This window comes from Streptomyces sp. AM 4-1-1, assembly GCF_029167625.1.
GTDB lineage: Bacteria > Actinomycetota > Actinomycetes > Streptomycetales > Streptomycetaceae > Streptomyces.
In genome coordinates, this window is sequence record NZ_CP119145.1 from 4,530,068 (window position 1) to 4,545,245 (window position 15,178).

Here is a 15,178-nt window from a genome sequence, read left to right on the forward strand (position 1 = left end):
GCGTCCCCGCCGGTCACCGGTCCGGCCCCCGGTATCGATCGGTTGGACGACGTATTCGCGCCTTTTACTGTGTCGAAAGCCTCCGTTCGTTCCCTTGGGGGTGAAATCGGCGGATGGTTTCCCTGTGACCCCGTGAGCCTTGCGCCTAGGCTTCGGTCGGATGTCCGGAGGTCGAGGGGGAGCCCATATGCAGCCGCTGGAAGCAGGTGACCCGCGCACCGTCGGTGCCTATCGACTGCTCGGCCGACTCGGTGCGGGCGGCATGGGCCGGGTTTATCTCGGACGCAGTGCGGGCGGCCGCACCGTCGCGGTCAAGGTGGTCCATCCGCATTTCGCGCTCGACGAGGAGTTCCGCGCCAGGTTCCGCCGCGAGGTGGAGGCGGGCAGACGGGTCGGCGCGCAGTGGACGGCGGCGGTCCTGGACGCCGATCCGGACGCCCCGGTGCCCTGGGTCGCCACCGGCTACGTGGCCGGTCCCGCGCTCTCCCAGGCGGTCACCGAGCACGGCCCGCTGCCCGAGTACGCGGTACGGACCCTGGGCGCCGGGCTCGCGGAGGCGCTGACCGCCGTGCACGCGCAGGGCCTCATCCACCGGGACGTGAAGCCGTCCAACGTACTGCTGGCCCTCGACGGTCCCCGGCTGATCGACTTCGGCATCGCCCGCGCCACCGACGCCACCGCCTCGCTCACCTCCACGGGCGTCTCGGTCGGCTCGCCCGGCTACATGGCACCGGAGCAGATCCGCGGCCAGGACATCTCCGGCGCGGCCGACGTCTTCTCGCTCGGCGCGGTGCTCGTGTACGCGGCGACCGGTTCGGCGCCCTTCCTCGGCGACTCGTCCGCCGTACTCCTCTACAAGGTGGTGCACGAGGAGCCCGAGCTGGCGGAGCTGGAGGGCGGGCTGCGGGAGGCGATCGCCCGGTGCCTGGCGAAGGACCCGGCGGACCGGCCGTCCCCGGCCGAGCTGGCCCGGCAGCTGGCGCCCGGTGGCGCGGGCCCCCTGGTGGCGGGCGGATGGCTGCCGGGGCAACTGGTGCGGGAGGTCAGCCGGGCGGCGGTGGCACTGCTGGACCTGGAGCCCCGGGACGAACCGGAGGGGTCGGGGCCGGTGTCGTTCAGCAGCCCGGCGGTGGGTGGTGCGGTCGGTGCCCGGCCGGGTGATCCGGTGGGCGGCGGACCCGGTGACCTCGGACCGCGCGAGTCCGGGCCGCCTCCCGGTCCGCCGTCCGCCGGCCGGGACCCGCGGACCCCGTATCCGTACCCGTACCCCGCGCCCTCCCCCTACCCGGCCGCCTTCCCGCTGCCGCCGTCGGAACTCCCGTCGGCCTGGCCGGACGACGACTCGCTGACCGGCGGGGTGTGGTACACCGGCCCCCGGCCGGACGGTTCCGGCCGCCCGACCCCCTCCGACCGCGACCGGGACCGCGGACGCAGGCTGAGCTGCACCGTCACCCTCGCCGTGGCGAGCGCGCTGGCCGCCGTGACCGTGGCCGGGGCCTATCTCTCCGGGCTGCTGCCCGGCACCGGGGAGGACGCGGGCGAGCGCAACGGCGGCGTCGCCCAGCCCCCCGCCGCCACCTCGCCCGACGCCACCGCCGACCCGCACGGCGGCCCCGCCACGACGGCGTCGGCCCCGGCGGGCGGCGCCGACCAGGTGACCGAGCTGCCCGAGAGGTTCGTCGGCACCTGGAAGGGGCCGACCACCGAGCGGACCGGCGCCCCGCACGGCATGCTCACCGTGGTCTTCACCGAGGGCAGGAAGGGCACCGACGTCGTCCGGCTGACCCAGTCCGTCTCCGCCCTCGGCACCGAGGTCACCTGCCACAGCATCGGCAGGCTCAGCTCCGCCACCCGCACGAAGCTGAAGGTGCGCGAGCGCGTCGACCCGGACCGCGCGGGCTCCACGGACCTCTGCACCGCCGACGACGCCGACCTCACCTTCGCCCTCACCGACGAGGGCTCCCTCCACTACCAGTCCGAGGAGGAGGGCGCGGGCCTGCCGCGCGGCACGCTCACCCGGTCCGCCCACTGACCCCGACCGGAGCTGGCGTACGCTGGCTCGGACCGCAGATCCGTTGAAAAACCGCCGAAAGGTGACAGCCCGGTGACCGAGAAGGCCGACCTTCAGCCCATCCTCGACCGCGCCGCCGGGGGTGGACGGATCACCCCGGAAGAGGCACTCGACCTCTACCGCTCGGCGCCGCTGCACGCCCTGGGCGCCGCCGCCGACGCGGCGCGCCGTCTGCGCTACGCCGGTACGGAGCACATCGCGACGTACATCATCGAGCGGAACATCAACTACACCAACGTCTGCGTCACCGCCTGCAAGTTCTGCGCGTTCTACGCCGCCCCCAAGGACACCGGCAAGGGCTGGACCCGCGACCTCGACGACATCCTGCGCCGCTGCGCGGAGACCGTCGAACTGGGCGGCACCCAGATCATGTTCCAGGGCGGGCACCACCCGGACTTCGGGGTGGAGTACTACGAGGAGCACTTCTCCGCGATCAAGAAGGCGTTCCCGCAGCTGGTCATCCACTCCCTGGGCGCCTCCGAGATCGAGCACATGGCCCGGATCTCCGGTGTCTCCGCCGAGGAGGCCATCGAGCGCATCCACGCGGCGGGCCTCGACTCCTTCGCGGGCGCGGGCGCCGAACTGCTGCCCGCCCGGCCGCGCAAGGCGATCGCCCCGCTCAAGGAGTCCGGCGAGCGCTGGCTGGAGATCATGGAGACCGCGCACCGGCTCGGTGTCGAATCCACCTCCACCATGCTCATGGGCACCGGCGAGACCAACGCCGAACGCATCGAGCACCTGCGGATGATCCGTGACACACAGGACCGCACGGGCGGCTTCCGCGCGTTCATCCCGTACACGTACCAGCCGGAGAACAACAAGCTGAAGGGCCAGACGCAGGCCACGCTCTTCGAGTACCTGCGGATGATCGCCATCGCCCGGCTGTTCCTCGACAACGTCGCGCACATCCAGGGTTCCTGGCTCACCACCGGCAAGGAGGTCGGCCAGCTGTCGCTGCACTACGGCGCGGACGACCTCGGCTCGATCATGCTGGAGGAGAACGTCGTCTCTTCGGCCGGTGCCAAGCACCGCTCCAACCGGCTGGAGATCATCGACCTGATCCGCAAGGCGGGCCGCGTCCCCGCGCAGCGCGCCACGACGTACGAGCACATCGTCGTCCACGACGACCCGGCGAACGACCCGGTCGACGAGCGCGTCGTCTCGCACATCTCGTCCACGGCGATCGAGGGCGGCACCGCGCACCCCGAGCTGAAGCTGCTGAACGCCAACTGAGGCCGCCTTGTTGCTGATCCACGCCGCCGACGCGGTGCTCGGCGCTCCTGATGCCCCCGAGGGCTCGGACGCGGTGGCCGTGAGCGGCGGCGCGGTCGTCGCCGTCGGCCCGTACGCGGAACTGGCCGCCGCCCACCCGTCGGCCCGGGTGCGGCGCTGGCCCGGCCTGATCACGCCGGGGCTGCTGAACGTCCGGGCCGGGGCTCTGCTGGAGGCCGCCTACCACCCGGACCCGCGCGAGGCGGACATCCTCGGCACCGCCCCGCTGACCGGTGACGCGCTCGCCGCGCTCACCATGGACGACACCCGCTGGGGCGCCGGCGCGCGGCGCGGGGTGCAGCGGATGCTGAGCCACGGCACGACCGCCGTCGCCGCCACCTTCACCAGACCCGCCGTGCGGACGGCGGTCGCCCGAGCGGGCCTGCGCGTCCACGCTCCCCGTACGCCTCCGCACGGGGCCGCCGCGGCGCCCGTCGCGTCCGACCTCGACCCGTTCGCCGCCGTACGGGAGTGGCGGGACGCGTTCGCCGGGCCGCTGACCGTGGGCGGGGCCGCGGATCTCGCGGTCTTCGCGGTACGGGGCGGGGCGGATGCGGGTGAGGGCAGCAGATGCGTGGCGACCGTGCTCGGCGGGCGGCTGGTGTACCGGAGCTCCTGACCGGGGCGGGTGCCGGGGGCCGGACACGAAGCACCGGCCGGGACGGGTGGGTACGGGTCCGGCGGGCCGATCCCGGGAACACCGGCCGGAGCGGTTGAGTACCGGGCCGGGCTCGGGCCGAAGGCACCGGCGGCCCGGCACCGGCGCCGGGTCACGGGACCGCTGGGCCGCTCCGGTACGAACCGCCGGAGGTGTACGGCCAGGCGTCGGCCACGCACCCCTCCGGACCGTCACCGAGTGCCGCCGGACCGGAAAGGCCGAAGTCGGTCCTTCGACCGCCGCGGGCCGGCACCGGACGGGCTGCTTGAATGGACGGGTGACCCGAGCATCCCTGGACAAGCAGCCGCACGAAGTCGCCTCGATGTTCGACGACGTGGCGGCGAACTACGACCTCACCAACGACGTGCTCTCACTGGGCCAGGACCGCGTGTGGCGCAAGGAGGTCGCCAAGGCGGTGAACGCCCGCCCGGCCGAGAAGATCCTCGATCTGGCCTCGGGCACGGCGACCTCGTCGCTGCCGTTCGCCGCGACCGGCGCGTACGTCGTACCGTGCGACTTCTCCCTCGGCATGCTCCGGGAGGGCAAGAAGCGGAACTCCTGGCTGCCCTTCACGGCGGGCGACGCCACGAAGCTCCCGTTCCGCGACGAGACCTTCGACGCGGTGACGATCTCCTTCGGCCTGCGCAACGTCCAGGACACGGACGCGGCGCTGACCGAGCTGTACCGGGTGACGAAGCCCGGCGGCCGGGTGCTGATCTGCGAGTTCTCGCAGCCGACCTGGGCGCCGTTCCGTACGGTGTACACCGAGTACCTGATGCGCGCGCTGCCGCCGGTCGCCCGGTCGGTGTCGTCGAACCCGGACGCGTACGTGTACCTCGCCGAGTCCATCCGGGCCTGGCCCGACCAGGCCGGACTGGCGGCCCGCCTCCAGAGGGCGGGCTGGTCGAAGGTCGCGTGGCGCAACCTCACGGGCGGCGTGGTGGCGCTGCACCGGGGCGTACGACCCTGACGGGAGCGCCCTTCCGCGCCGAACTCCGTTGACGGGAACCGCCGAACGGGGATGATGTGTCCGTCGCTACGACACACGTCTTCCCCGTTCGCCCGCGCCGCCGGTACCGTCCCCCTTCCGTACCGCCCCGGCCCACGCCCTGTCGCGGAGTTCTCATGCCCTCGTACTGCCCCTACTGCGGAACCTCGGCGCCGGACGAGGCGCGCTTCTGCATGAAGTGCGGACGCGAACACCCGCGACCGGCCGAGCCGCGGCAGGCGCCCGTACCGCCCGCCCTCCCCGCTCCCCCCGCGCTCGCGTCCCCGGCCCTCCCACCGTCTCCGCCGCTCTCTCCGTCGGCCCCGCCTTCGGACGCGCAGGCCGGGAGTCATACGCCGTCCCCGTCCCCGCCGCCGTCCCCGCCCTCCGGTCACATACCTCCGCCCCCGCAGGCCCCGCCCCCGCCGGCCGGACCGCCGCAGCCCTCTGCGTTCGGGCTGTTCCTCGGCCGGGCGTTCCGCGGTGACTGGGCGGGCTCGCTGAAGGCGGCGGCCTGGCCGACCGGACTTCTCGTCGCGCTCGCGGTGGTGCTCGCCTTCCCGTCGTACGGGCAGGACGACCACGTCGTCGGCTGGAGCGACCGGATGCGGATGGCGCTGGCGGTGCTTCTCCAGGCGGTCGGCGGCAGCTTCTCGATGAAGGCCACGCAACCGCCCCGACGGTACGGCTCCGACTCCGGGTCCGGTTCCGACTTCGGCTCGGACTTCGGCTCGGACTTCGGTTCCGGCTACGGCGGTTCGAGCCCCTTCGACGGCACCGCACAGCCGGGTCTCGCGCTCTCACTGGTCCCGCTCACCGTCACCGTGCTGTGGTTCGCCGCGCTGGTGATCGCCGCCAGGTCGGCCCGCAGACAGCGTGGCGGGCTGGAGGCGGCGGTCCGCATCAGCCTTCTGACGGCCCTGGCCGTGCTGCTCCTTGCCCTGTTCGCACAGCCCGACATCAAGAACGTGTCCGTCTCGTCGTCGCCGCTGCTCGCGATGTTCGGCGCGCTCGTCACCTCACTGGTGGTCACCGGTGCCGTACTCCAACGCGACGACCTCGCCGGGTGGTTCGCGCGCCGGCCGGGCGCCCGGTTCCTGGCACGTGCCGCGGGCGCCGCGCTCCGGGCACTCGGGGCGGTGCTCCTGCTGTGCTCCCTGATCGGGTTCGTCTCGTACGCCTGCGCCGACGGTGTGTCGGGCAAGGAACTGCTGTTCGCGCTGGCGGTGCTGCCCAACATCGGGCTGCTGGTGCTCGGGGTGAGCTGGGGCGCGTCGATCGAGTACGCCGTGCACGGGTGGGGCGCCTGGATCGGCCTCGGTTCGGACGGTGAGTCCTTCGGCCTCTCCGAGCTGGGCGACACGGTGAACGGCTGGGCGGTGACGGGAGCGGTGGCCACGGGAGTGGTATGCGCGCTCATCGTCGGTACGACGGCGGCGCGGCGGTGTGCCGACCGGCGTGAACAGGCCCTCGCCGGGGGGCTGTTCCTCGCGGCCTTTCTGCTGCTGTGCGGGATCGGCGGGGCCACCATGAAGCTCACCGGGATCTCGGCCACGGGCCGGTCGAGCGGGACCGTGGCCGAGGTCTCGGTCGGGGTCGGTGTGCCGGAGTCGCTGCTGTTCGGCCTGCTGTGGGTGGGCGGCGCGGTGCTCGTGGGCCCGTACGTCCAACGCGTGCTGTCGGGCGGTACGAGGCAGGCCCCGCCGACGGGTTACCCGGCGCCCGCCACGGGACACCCGGCGCCGCCCTTCCCCGCGGCCCCGGCCGGCCCGCCCGCTCCCGACCCGTCCGCTTCCACGCCGGTCGCGTACGCCTCGTCGTTCCCGGCCCCGCCCACGCAGCCCGTACGCCTCTACCCACCGTCCGCGACGCCCTCCACGCCCACCGGAGCCCGTAACCGTCCGGTCCTGGTCTGGACCGTCACGCTCGTGGTGGCGTTCGTCATCGGGGGTGGGGTGGCGGCCGGGGTGATGCTGCTGAAGGACGACGGTTCCGACGGAGCGCCGCAGGACAACAGGCCCGGCACCAGCGCCACCGACACCCCGGGCGACCCGTACGAAGACCCGGACGACGGCGACGCGTACGAGGACGACGACGCGCCGTACGACGACCCGGACACGGATGTCGGCGACGACACGGGCGTGGACGAGGTCCGGGCCCCGGCCGCCGCCCCGGTCGTACCGCGGAGCGTCACCGCCGAGGCGGCGGCCTTCAGCTCGGCCGGCACCGGCTGAAGGCCCCCCGGCTCGCGCTCACCTCACCCGGATGGGAAGTCCCCCACCTCGGATCGGAAGGCCCCCGGATCGGAACTCACCCGGTGAGCGCGAGCCGGTAGCAGTGCGCCCGCTGCCCCGCCTTCGGGGTGGTGAAGGTCTCGGCCAGTCGCATCCCCAGCCGCAGGGCCACCGCGATCGACCGCGCGTTGTTCGAGTCGATCATCGCGACGACCTCGGGCACCCCGGCCGCGCGTACCCGCTCCAGCGTGGCGCGCGCGGCGGCGGTCGCGTACCCCCGGCCCCAGGCCGCCCGGCCCAGCCGCCAGCCGATCTCGATCTCGCCCACCGGCCCGAACGAGGTGTGCGGCCACGGCTGAGCGCCCGTGAAACCGAGCACGTCTCCGCCGTCGTCGAGGACGGTCCACAGGCAGTAGCCGCGTTCGGCGTCGTGCCGCCGCTGCCGGGCGGTCAGCTCCTCGTACACGGAGAACTCCGACGACCGGCCGCCGAAGAACTCCATGACTTCCGGGTCGTCGAAGATCCGGTGCCAGACGAGCGCGTCCTCGTCGGTCGGAACACGCAGTTGTACGGAGGGGACGGCAGGAGGCGCGATCGTCATCGGGGCAGCCCTTCGGATGGTTGGTCGGCACACCCCCATAGACTGCACGGGACATGTGCCGCGCGGCACGCGAATTCGAGTCTTCGGGAGATCCGACCGTGACCGAGCCCCTCTCCGAACACAGCGCGGATGTGATCGTCGTCGGAGCGGGCCCAGCCGGCTCCACGACGGCGTACTACCTCGCGAAGGCAGGACTGGACGTCCTCCTCCTGGAGAAGACGGCCTTCCCCCGGGAGAAGGTCTGCGGCGACGGACTCACCCCGCGCGCCACCAAGCAGCTCGTCTCCATGGGCATCGACATCTCCGAAGAGGCCGGCTGGCTGCGCAACAAGGGACTGCGCATCATCGCGGGCGGTGTCCGACTTCAGCTGGACTGGCCGGATCTGGCCTCCTACCCGGACTACGGGCTGGTCCGCAAGCGTGACGACTTCGACGAGCAACTGGCCCGCCAGGCGCAGAAGGCGGGGGCGCGGCTGTACGAGCGGTGCAACGTCGGCGCACCGATCGTCGACGAGCGCACCGGCCGCATCACGGGTGTCAACGCCAAGATGGGCGAGGAGAAGACCCCGGTCACCTTCCACGCCCCGCTCGTCGTCGCCGCCGACGGCAACTCCACCCGGCTGTCCCTGGCGATGGGCCTGCACCGCCGCGAGGACCGCCCGATGGGCGTCGCGGTCCGTACGTACTTCACGTCACCGCGCCACGACGACGACTACCTGGAGTCCTGGCTGGAACTGTGGGACCGCCGAGGCGCCGAGGACCGGCTGCTCCCCGGCTACGGCTGGATCTTCGGCATGGGCGACGGCACGTCCAACGTCGGCCTGGGCATCCTCAACTCCTCGTCCGCCTTCAAGGAGCTGGACTGGCGCGAGGTCCTGAAGGCGTGGTGCGCGTCCATGCCGGAGGACTGGGGCTACACCCCGGACAACATGACGATGCCGATCCGGGGAGCCGCGCTCCCGATGGCCTTCAACCGCCAGCCGCACTACACCAAGGGCCTGCTGCTCGTGGGTGACGCGGGCGGCCTGGTCAACCCGTTCAACGGCGAGGGCATCGCGTACGCCATGGAGTCGGGCCAGATCGCGGCGGACGTCATCGTCCAGGCCCACGCCCGAGCCACCCCGGCCCAGCGCGAACTGGCCCTCCACAACTACCCGAAGATCCTGAAGGACACGTACGGCGGCTACTACACCCTGGGCCGCGCGTTCGTGAAGCTGATCGGGAACCCGAAGGTGATGAAGCTCGCGACGCAGCGCGGCCTGACGCACCCGATCCTGATGAAGTTCACCCTCAAGATGCTCGCCAACCTGACGGACCCGACAGGCGGCGACGCGATGGACCGCATCATCAACGGCCTGACGAAGGTGGCCCCGAACTCCTGACGGACGACGGGAGAGCCCCGGCCGGTGAGCCCGCCCCTGTCCGGCATGTGACGGGGCGGGCGGACGGGTCATCCGCCTGCGGTAGGGACGTTGCTGGGGCTGTCGGATGACCGGAAGCACCTGGAGTACAGGCTGACCTCAATCAGTGCTTCGTGCCCGTCCAGCCCTTTGAGCCAGGTCACTTCGAGTTGACTGCGCGTCGTCGGATGAACGGCCAGGATCTCCAGGTTCCTGTTCGCGCTGCTGTCTTTTCCTTCCTTCTCGATCTTCCACCCCTGACGGGGAAGCTCACGACTGAGATTGGCCATGCCTTTCTCCAGAACGGTGTTACTCACGCCGTACATCGACCAGGGGTGCCGGACCCTGTAGTAATCAGCGGAATCTGAGTCATCACATGGACTGACGTTGGGCCCCGGCTCCGTCACTTTTCCGTTGGTGCCCATCATGTCCAACACCTTGCTCGACAGCGAGGCGATCTCGCCCTTCACGTCCTGTGTTCTGCGTGAGTCGGGCTCGTAACCCAGCGACTTCTTACCCTCGTTCATCGATGAACATCCCATGCAGAGCATAAAAATAATTGCGGACAGAGCGACTTTTCCTACTTTTGTCGCTCCTCTCGGGACGGGTGGCAGGATTCTAATCCAGAATGACATCCTTGTACCTTCCTGTGACGACCCGGGCTTGGTTCTTCAAGCTGAGGGACGCTTTTTGGCCTTCGAAACTCCAGAAGCCGCCGTGCCCGTCCGAGTCGTTCTTCATGACGTTCCCACCGAACCGTTCATCAGTCGGAATGACTCCGTTGTCACCGAGCCCCACGAGCCGCCCCCCTTGCCGGACGATCTGATCGTCCCCGGGGCCGCCCATGGCCCACACGTGCTTGGCTCCGACGCCCAGGTCTGCGGCACGGTCGGCCTGTACCCCTGGGCTGCCGATGACGAGGACGTCGTCGGCGATGGGGCCGTCCTTCCAGCTCCCGGACTGCGCGGCGACTCCCACCACGGTGCTGCCGTAGCTGTGTCCGATGATCGTGGTGTGGGCCGCCTGACCGGTGGCCTGTTGATGAGCCACTCGACTTCCATCGAGGAATTGACGCAGCACCGGGCCGCCTTCCTCCGCGTACTGGCCGCGGGTGGCTTCCGGCAGAACACTGTCCGGCGCGTTGTAGTCCAGCCAGGTGATGGTGGCGATTTCCTTGCTGGGAGCCATCCTGTGGCTCTCCGCCCACAGCTTCTCGGCTCGCCCGAGATCCCCGTGACCGTCGCCCTTGCCGATGGTGTCGATTCCGGCGTGGGTGCCGGGCACGTACGCGGCCGTGTGATCGGCCGTATCGGGATTGCCGTTCGCAAGGATGATCGTGCCGTCCCCCTTCCCTTCGGTATCGAATCCCAGGAGGTACGCCTCGGGAAGCCCTTCCTCGCCTGTGCGATCGAATCGCTCCTGGAGGGCTCGCATCCCTTTCATGCGTTGCTCCAAGCTCGCCTTCTGCTCCCCGTACTTGTCGTTCCACCGTGCCCAGGCGACAGTCTCGACAATGGCCGGGTAACTTCCGTTGACGTTGCGGGTGTATTTCGTCGGCTCCGGCGGGATGGCGTCCAGTGCCAACTGATACTGGGCTCCGGTTTCCGCGAGCACCATGCGGTTGGCTTCGTCCCGGACTTCTGCCGGAAGTCCGTTCAGGGCTCCCACGGAAGCGGGATGCGTGGAAATGTAGTCGGCCCGTTGTTCGTCAGAAAGGTCATTCCACCACTTGGCGTTCTCTTCCGGTGAATTGCCTTCAGGGGGCGTGCCGATGGTGCCGAGGTAGTGCTCGGCACCCTTGAGGACGCCTTCGGTGTCCTTCCGCACGTCCACCCAGTCCCGGTCGGACACGGTCAGGTCGTCGTCGGCCGTCAGCGCACGCAGCTTCGGCGCCCACGCGCTGTCGACCTCGGCGGCCTCCTTGATCGCGGCCGAGATCCGGTCCGCGTACCCCTGCGCCCTGGCGTAGTACGGGTTCGGGTCGAAGCCCGCCGCCTGACGGTAGATCGCGGCGGAGGCCGGGTCCGTCGCGCCGTGTGCGTTGCCGGCGGCGGGGAACGTACCGTCGACCTTCGTGTCTCCCGCCGGATAGCCGACCGACCCGTCGGAGTTCACGGAGAAGTCGGCGGCGTGGGCCTCCGCCACCGCCGATTCGAGCTTCTTCTTCGCCGCCGCCATGTCGTAGGCGAATCCGTTGAGCGCCGCGCTGATGAGGCCGCACTCCACCTGGACGTAGTGGAAGTTCTCGGACAACTGCCCAAGCTGTACGAGGGCGGCTCCGGCCGCCTCACCGCTGACCGCCTCTCGCATGGCGGCGGCGATCTCGTTGTCGATGCGATCCTTGGCCGCGCTGGCCATGTCACTCGTCGCGCGGTACCCGTCGGCGGAGTCCTCGAAGGCGGACGGCACGAGAGCTTTGAGCGTCGGGTAGTCCATGGCTGTGTATCAACGCCCCCTGGCCTGGCCGCCGAGGGCGGGCGTTTCCTCGTACGAACTCTTCAGCTTGCCGATCTCGGCCTCGATCGATGCATCCGTCTCCAGCTGATCATTACCTGTTCTCATCAGTACGACTTGAAGATCGGCGCACCTTCTGTCCACGCTCCTGACGTAGCGCTGCCAGGAATCGTGAACACTTCGCTGAGCTGCCGCACTTGAGCAACTGAGGCTCTCGCCCAACCCTGCCTGGCCTTCCTCCAGTTTCACCAGCGCCTTGCCGGTGGCTCCCCGAAGCGAGCCGACCCCGTTCCCCGCCGCGGTCCATGCCGGCCTGCTGGACTTCAGATCGGCGGAACCCCCCTGCCCATCGGTGCCATTGGCGCTGTCCAGGCTCATGCGAGCGGCGGCACCCTGTTTGAGCTGAGCCCACTCCTCCGCGAACGTCATCCTTCGGACCCTCCCGTTTCGCATCACATGGCACGCGACGAGACCGACGCCGTCCACCGCACACGAAGCAACTTCTCCTGAAGACGTGGACCGGTTTTCGGGGTTCGGCGGTTCGGCGGTGGCCCGTGCTGTCGTCGATGACGAGCACGGTAGTGGGTGATGTTCCGCGTCTCGTCCGCGTGATCCGTCATGAGTGCTGAGTACGGGTACTCATGTGCTGCTCGGTCGGGCCACCCGCTGTCCGCCGGCCGGAGAACACCCGGCGAGCGATGCCGTGGACACGACTCCGCCCGTCGGCCATGGAGCGCGGACGGGCGGAAAGGGGGGCACGGGTGGGAATGTCACGACCATCCGTGCTCGGTGAGTTCATCGGCGCCCTTGAGGTAGCCGTAAAGGCCCGCCGCGGGGTACTCGATGATGTCCTCGGGGAGGGCGTCGACCGGGAACCACGTCAGCGCGAGGCACTTCTCGGGCTCGCGATTGACCGGCTCGCCGTTCCACTCGGTCGCGAGGAAGAACAGGCCGATCCGCTGGACCGCCTCGCTCTGCCTGTGGTGGACGGTGTGGACGAGCCGCAGGTGCTCGGGGTCGACCTCGACGCCGGTCTCCTCGCGCAGTTCGCGGGCGGCGCCGACCGTCAGTGGCTCGCCCTGGTCGAGCTTGCCGGAGGGGGCGTGCCACCGTCCGTGGCCGTACGGCCCGCCGCGTTGTGACAGGAGGACCATGTCGCCGTCGCGGAGGATCACGTGAGTGTCGATGACGGGGGCTGCGGGCGCGGGGCTCATGGGTTCACCGTGTGGTCGTCGGAACTGTCGGGGCCGCTTCGGACGCTATCCCTGTCCCCGGGCAGCGCGTCGGCGATTCGGCGCGCTACGTCCTTCGGGGTGACCGCGGCGGAGTCGGTCACGAGCACCTGTTGTACGCCCAGGGTTGTGAGGGTCCGCGCCGCGCCCGAGATCGAGTTCGTCCCCTGACAGCGAGGCGTGGCAGTGGGCTGCGGCTCGTGGGACGACGGAACAGGTCAGGCGCCGCCGAGCGTGACGTACGTCAACGGCCGCACGTGCCACTCGATCTGGCCTCCGTCCCGTAACCCGAGGAGAAATCCGCAGGGTTCGTCGCGATGCAGTGCGGCGAGCGCGTGTACCCAGACCTCTGATTCCGCCTGGCGACGGGCGTGGGCCAGGTCGTGGGACGAGAGGCCGAGGGGTTCGCCCGTGTGGAGTTGGGTGCGGATGGTGCGAATGGCTTCGTGCGGTGTGGCCGTGACGTGGCGGGCGACCGGGTCCGGGTCGTCGTCGGTCGCGGGCCTGATCCGCAGGGCCTCCAGAAGGTAGCCCTTCTGGCCGTTCGACTCCGTGGGGGAGAAGGAGCGCCCTTGGGGAGGAGGGGGTGTAAGCATGGTCGACCGTCCGATCGCAGCGGCGGGTACCTGCTTGCTCCCTGGCGTGCGGGACGAGCGGCAGGGAGGTCGCAGCTGAGATTTGCACATCAACGTGCCTGTAGGCAGCGGAAGTTGAGCCGTACAGTCTGTTGTCCGTTGGTGGTCGGGCAGACCTGACGACATACGGTGACCGTAGCGTCACAGCCCATGTCGTCGCAACAGTGGGCCGTCCCAAAGTTGCGCCGTGCTGCGGGGGTGATCCAACCTGAGATTGGTGCCGGGGGGCGCGAAACGGCAACGGCTGCCCGCTCTGAACGAACGGACAGCCGAGTTCTGTGATGTGCGCGATGGTTGAGGACGGCGAATAAGGAGCATTCGCGGGAGCGGTCAGACCAGGTGGTCGAACTCTCCGGCCTTCACGCCGAGCACGAACGCGCGCAGCTTGGCAGCGCTTGTCGTGACGATCACGTCAGGATCGTCACTTTCGCGCAACTTGATCACGCCGCCAACAGGCGCCAGCTCGATGCAGCTCTGATTGTCGTCCGGTCCTGAAAACGAGGATTTCTGCCATTTGATTGCATCGGTCATGGCGTTGGCTCACATTTCCTGTGCGATGCGTTGGATGAAACGGTCCGACTCCTCCGTGTCGAGGGAGATCGACCCGACGGAGTCAAGTAGCTCTCGGTACCTGATGAGTTGAGCCTCCGCGTCCAGGAACCCCGCGCTGAAGGCGCTGTCGATCTGGACTGTGTCGAGCGCCGGAATGACGGCTCCCGCATACATCATCGAGTGCACCGAGCTGGTGATCTGTGTCGAGAAGGGAATGATGCGAATCGTCACTGAAGGCCAGCTCGCGACCTCGTGCAGGAAGTCGAGCTGTTCCCTCATGGTCGTGCTGTCGCAGTACCGCATCCGAAGTGCGGCCTCATGAATGAATGCTTCGAACGGCGTCGGCGCGGGGCGATCGAAGATATCGCGGCGCCTCGTGCGATGTTCGACGCGAGCGTTCAGTTCGGTGACTGGGAGGTCGGATACGCCGCTGCGGATGAGGTCACGTGCGTATCGCTCGGTCTGGAAGATCCCTGGCACGTGGAGCATCTGAATGGTGCGGATATGAGTCGCATGGTGCTCCAGCTCGGCCAGATCCAGGAAACCGGGCGAGAGTATGCCGCGATACTCGTCCCACCATCCCTTGCTGCGCTCCTCGGCCATACTCGCGAGCGCATCGACCAGATGCTTGTCGTTCGCCGAGTAATGCGCGGCAAGTCTGCGGACACGCTGATCGCTGACGCCGTAGCGGCCCGACTCGATATGGCTGATCTGGGCCCGCTCGCCACCCAGATACGCGGCGGCTGCGCTTCCGGACAGGCCGGCGCGTTCCCGCAGCTTGCGAAGCTCCGCGCCCAAGCGCTTCTGGCGGGCGGTCGGGTAGCTCCTCGGTGGCATCGACACCTCTCCTTCGTGCGGGTATGAGTGTGCCGCGTTGCCGGGCCGCTGGTCCACTCGTACGGGTGGGACGGTCGTCACACTGTTGCGCCGTCCCACTGTTGTGCCCTAGCTTCGGAATGCGCTGCACAGCATGTCGGGGATACCCGAAGTGCGCTCGCCCGTACGCCAGTTGGGTGCGTATAGGGCGGTCCATGCCACGGATGGCAGCGGCGCGTGAGACCGATCCGCGTAGGGAGACCAC

The 15,178-nt window shown here is 69.7% G+C and carries 14 protein-coding genes; 6 read left to right on the forward strand and 8 right to left on the reverse strand.

Features of this window, described 5'->3' with window-relative positions; translation table 11 throughout:
- The first annotated feature begins 187 nt into the window (after positions 1-187).
- From PZB75_RS19160 to PZB75_RS19180, 5 genes are all read left to right on the forward strand, one after another.
- Positions 188-2,032 (forward strand): serine/threonine-protein kinase, encoded by a 1,845-nt coding sequence (locus PZB75_RS19160; RefSeq protein WP_275536533.1) that lies wholly within the window; start codon positions 188-190, stop codon positions 2,030-2,032.
- Between the two features lie 72 nt (positions 2,033-2,104).
- Positions 2,105-3,304, forward strand: coding sequence for a cyclic dehypoxanthinyl futalosine synthase (gene mqnC, locus PZB75_RS19165; RefSeq protein ID WP_275536534.1), 1,200 nt, complete (start codon positions 2,105-2,107; stop codon positions 3,302-3,304).
- Between the two features lie 10 nt (positions 3,305-3,314).
- The gene (locus PZB75_RS19170) at positions 3,315-3,962 is read left to right on the forward strand and encodes a hypothetical protein (protein WP_275538767.1); all 648 of its coding nucleotides are present in this window, start codon (positions 3,315-3,317) and stop codon (positions 3,960-3,962) included.
- Positions 3,963-4,278: 316 nt separating this feature from the next.
- Positions 4,279-4,971, forward strand: coding sequence for a demethylmenaquinone methyltransferase (locus PZB75_RS19175; RefSeq protein ID WP_275536535.1), 693 nt, complete (start codon positions 4,279-4,281; stop codon positions 4,969-4,971).
- A gap of 155 nt (positions 4,972-5,126) precedes the next feature.
- Positions 5,127-7,223: a zinc ribbon domain-containing protein gene (locus tag PZB75_RS19180; RefSeq protein WP_275536536.1), complete on the forward strand. Its 2,097-nt coding sequence runs from the start codon at positions 5,127-5,129 to the stop codon at positions 7,221-7,223.
- A gap of 76 nt (positions 7,224-7,299) precedes the next feature.
- On the opposite strand, the gene PZB75_RS19185 is transcribed toward PZB75_RS19180, so the two are convergent.
- A complete protein-coding gene (locus tag PZB75_RS19185; protein WP_275536537.1) occupies positions 7,300-7,824 on the reverse strand; it encodes a GNAT family N-acetyltransferase in 525 nt (174 codons plus the stop codon).
- A gap of 98 nt (positions 7,825-7,922) precedes the next feature.
- Here PZB75_RS19185 and PZB75_RS19190 point away from each other — a divergent pair, with 98 nt between their 5' ends.
- Positions 7,923-9,206 carry a geranylgeranyl reductase family protein gene (locus tag PZB75_RS19190; RefSeq protein WP_275536538.1) on the forward strand — a complete coding sequence of 428 codons (1,284 nt, stop codon included), beginning with the start codon at positions 7,923-7,925 and terminating at the stop codon, positions 9,204-9,206.
- Positions 9,207-9,274: 68 nt separating this feature from the next.
- Here PZB75_RS19190 and PZB75_RS19195 read toward each other — a convergent pair whose 3' ends face one another.
- The 7 genes from PZB75_RS19195 to PZB75_RS19225 form a co-directional block, all read right to left on the reverse strand.
- Positions 9,275-9,751, reverse strand: coding sequence for a hypothetical protein (locus tag PZB75_RS19195; RefSeq protein ID WP_275536539.1), 477 nt, complete (start codon positions 9,749-9,751; stop codon positions 9,275-9,277).
- Between the two features lie 91 nt (positions 9,752-9,842).
- Positions 9,843-11,660, reverse strand: a complete 1,818-nt coding sequence (locus PZB75_RS19200; RefSeq protein ID WP_275536540.1) for an alpha/beta hydrolase — start codon at positions 11,658-11,660, stop codon at positions 9,843-9,845.
- A gap of 9 nt (positions 11,661-11,669) precedes the next feature.
- Positions 11,670-12,107 carry a hypothetical protein gene (locus PZB75_RS19205; RefSeq protein WP_275536541.1) on the reverse strand — a complete coding sequence of 146 codons (438 nt, stop codon included), beginning with the start codon at positions 12,105-12,107 and terminating at the stop codon, positions 11,670-11,672.
- 341 nt (positions 12,108-12,448) lie between these two features.
- Positions 12,449-12,892, reverse strand: a complete 444-nt coding sequence (locus tag PZB75_RS19210; RefSeq protein WP_275536542.1) for an NUDIX domain-containing protein — start codon at positions 12,890-12,892, stop codon at positions 12,449-12,451.
- A 236-nt stretch (positions 12,893-13,128) separates the two neighbouring features.
- Positions 13,129-13,506, reverse strand: a complete 378-nt coding sequence (locus PZB75_RS19215; RefSeq protein WP_275536543.1) for a hypothetical protein — start codon at positions 13,504-13,506, stop codon at positions 13,129-13,131.
- 369 nt (positions 13,507-13,875) lie between these two features.
- Complete coding sequence (locus PZB75_RS19220; RefSeq protein ID WP_275536544.1) at positions 13,876-14,076, reverse strand: DUF397 domain-containing protein; 201 nt, start codon at positions 14,074-14,076, stop codon at positions 13,876-13,878.
- 9 nt (positions 14,077-14,085) lie between these two features.
- A complete protein-coding gene (locus PZB75_RS19225; RefSeq protein WP_275536545.1) occupies positions 14,086-14,934 on the reverse strand; it encodes a helix-turn-helix transcriptional regulator in 849 nt (282 codons plus the stop codon).
- Positions 14,935-15,178 lie beyond the last annotated feature (244 nt).

Excerpts from the sequence above, each read along its gene's own strand:
- PZB75_RS19195 (WP_275536539.1), bottom strand. The coding sequence starts at position 9,751 with ATGAACGAGGGTAAGAAGTCGCTGGGTTACGAGCCCGACTCACGCAGA.
- PZB75_RS19160 (WP_275536533.1), top strand. The coding sequence starts at position 188 with ATGCAGCCGCTGGAAGCAGGTGACCCGCGCACCGTCGGTGCCTATCGA.
- PZB75_RS19215 (WP_275536543.1), bottom strand. The coding sequence starts at position 13,506 with ATGCTTACACCCCCTCCTCCCCAAGGGCGCTCCTTCTCCCCCACGGAG.
- PZB75_RS19180 (WP_275536536.1), top strand. The coding sequence starts at position 5,127 with ATGCCCTCGTACTGCCCCTACTGCGGAACCTCGGCGCCGGACGAGGCG.
- PZB75_RS19185 (WP_275536537.1), bottom strand. The coding sequence starts at position 7,824 with ATGACGATCGCGCCTCCTGCCGTCCCCTCCGTACAACTGCGTGTTCCG.
- PZB75_RS19205 (WP_275536541.1), bottom strand. The coding sequence starts at position 12,107 with ATGACGTTCGCGGAGGAGTGGGCTCAGCTCAAACAGGGTGCCGCCGCT.
- PZB75_RS19200 (WP_275536540.1), bottom strand. The coding sequence starts at position 11,660 with ATGGACTACCCGACGCTCAAAGCTCTCGTGCCGTCCGCCTTCGAGGAC.
- PZB75_RS19210 (WP_275536542.1), bottom strand. The coding sequence starts at position 12,892 with ATGAGCCCCGCGCCCGCAGCCCCCGTCATCGACACTCACGTGATCCTC.
- PZB75_RS19220 (WP_275536544.1), bottom strand. The coding sequence starts at position 14,076 with ATGACCGATGCAATCAAATGGCAGAAATCCTCGTTTTCAGGACCGGAC.
- PZB75_RS19225 (WP_275536545.1), bottom strand. The coding sequence starts at position 14,934 with ATGCCACCGAGGAGCTACCCGACCGCCCGCCAGAAGCGCTTGGGCGCG.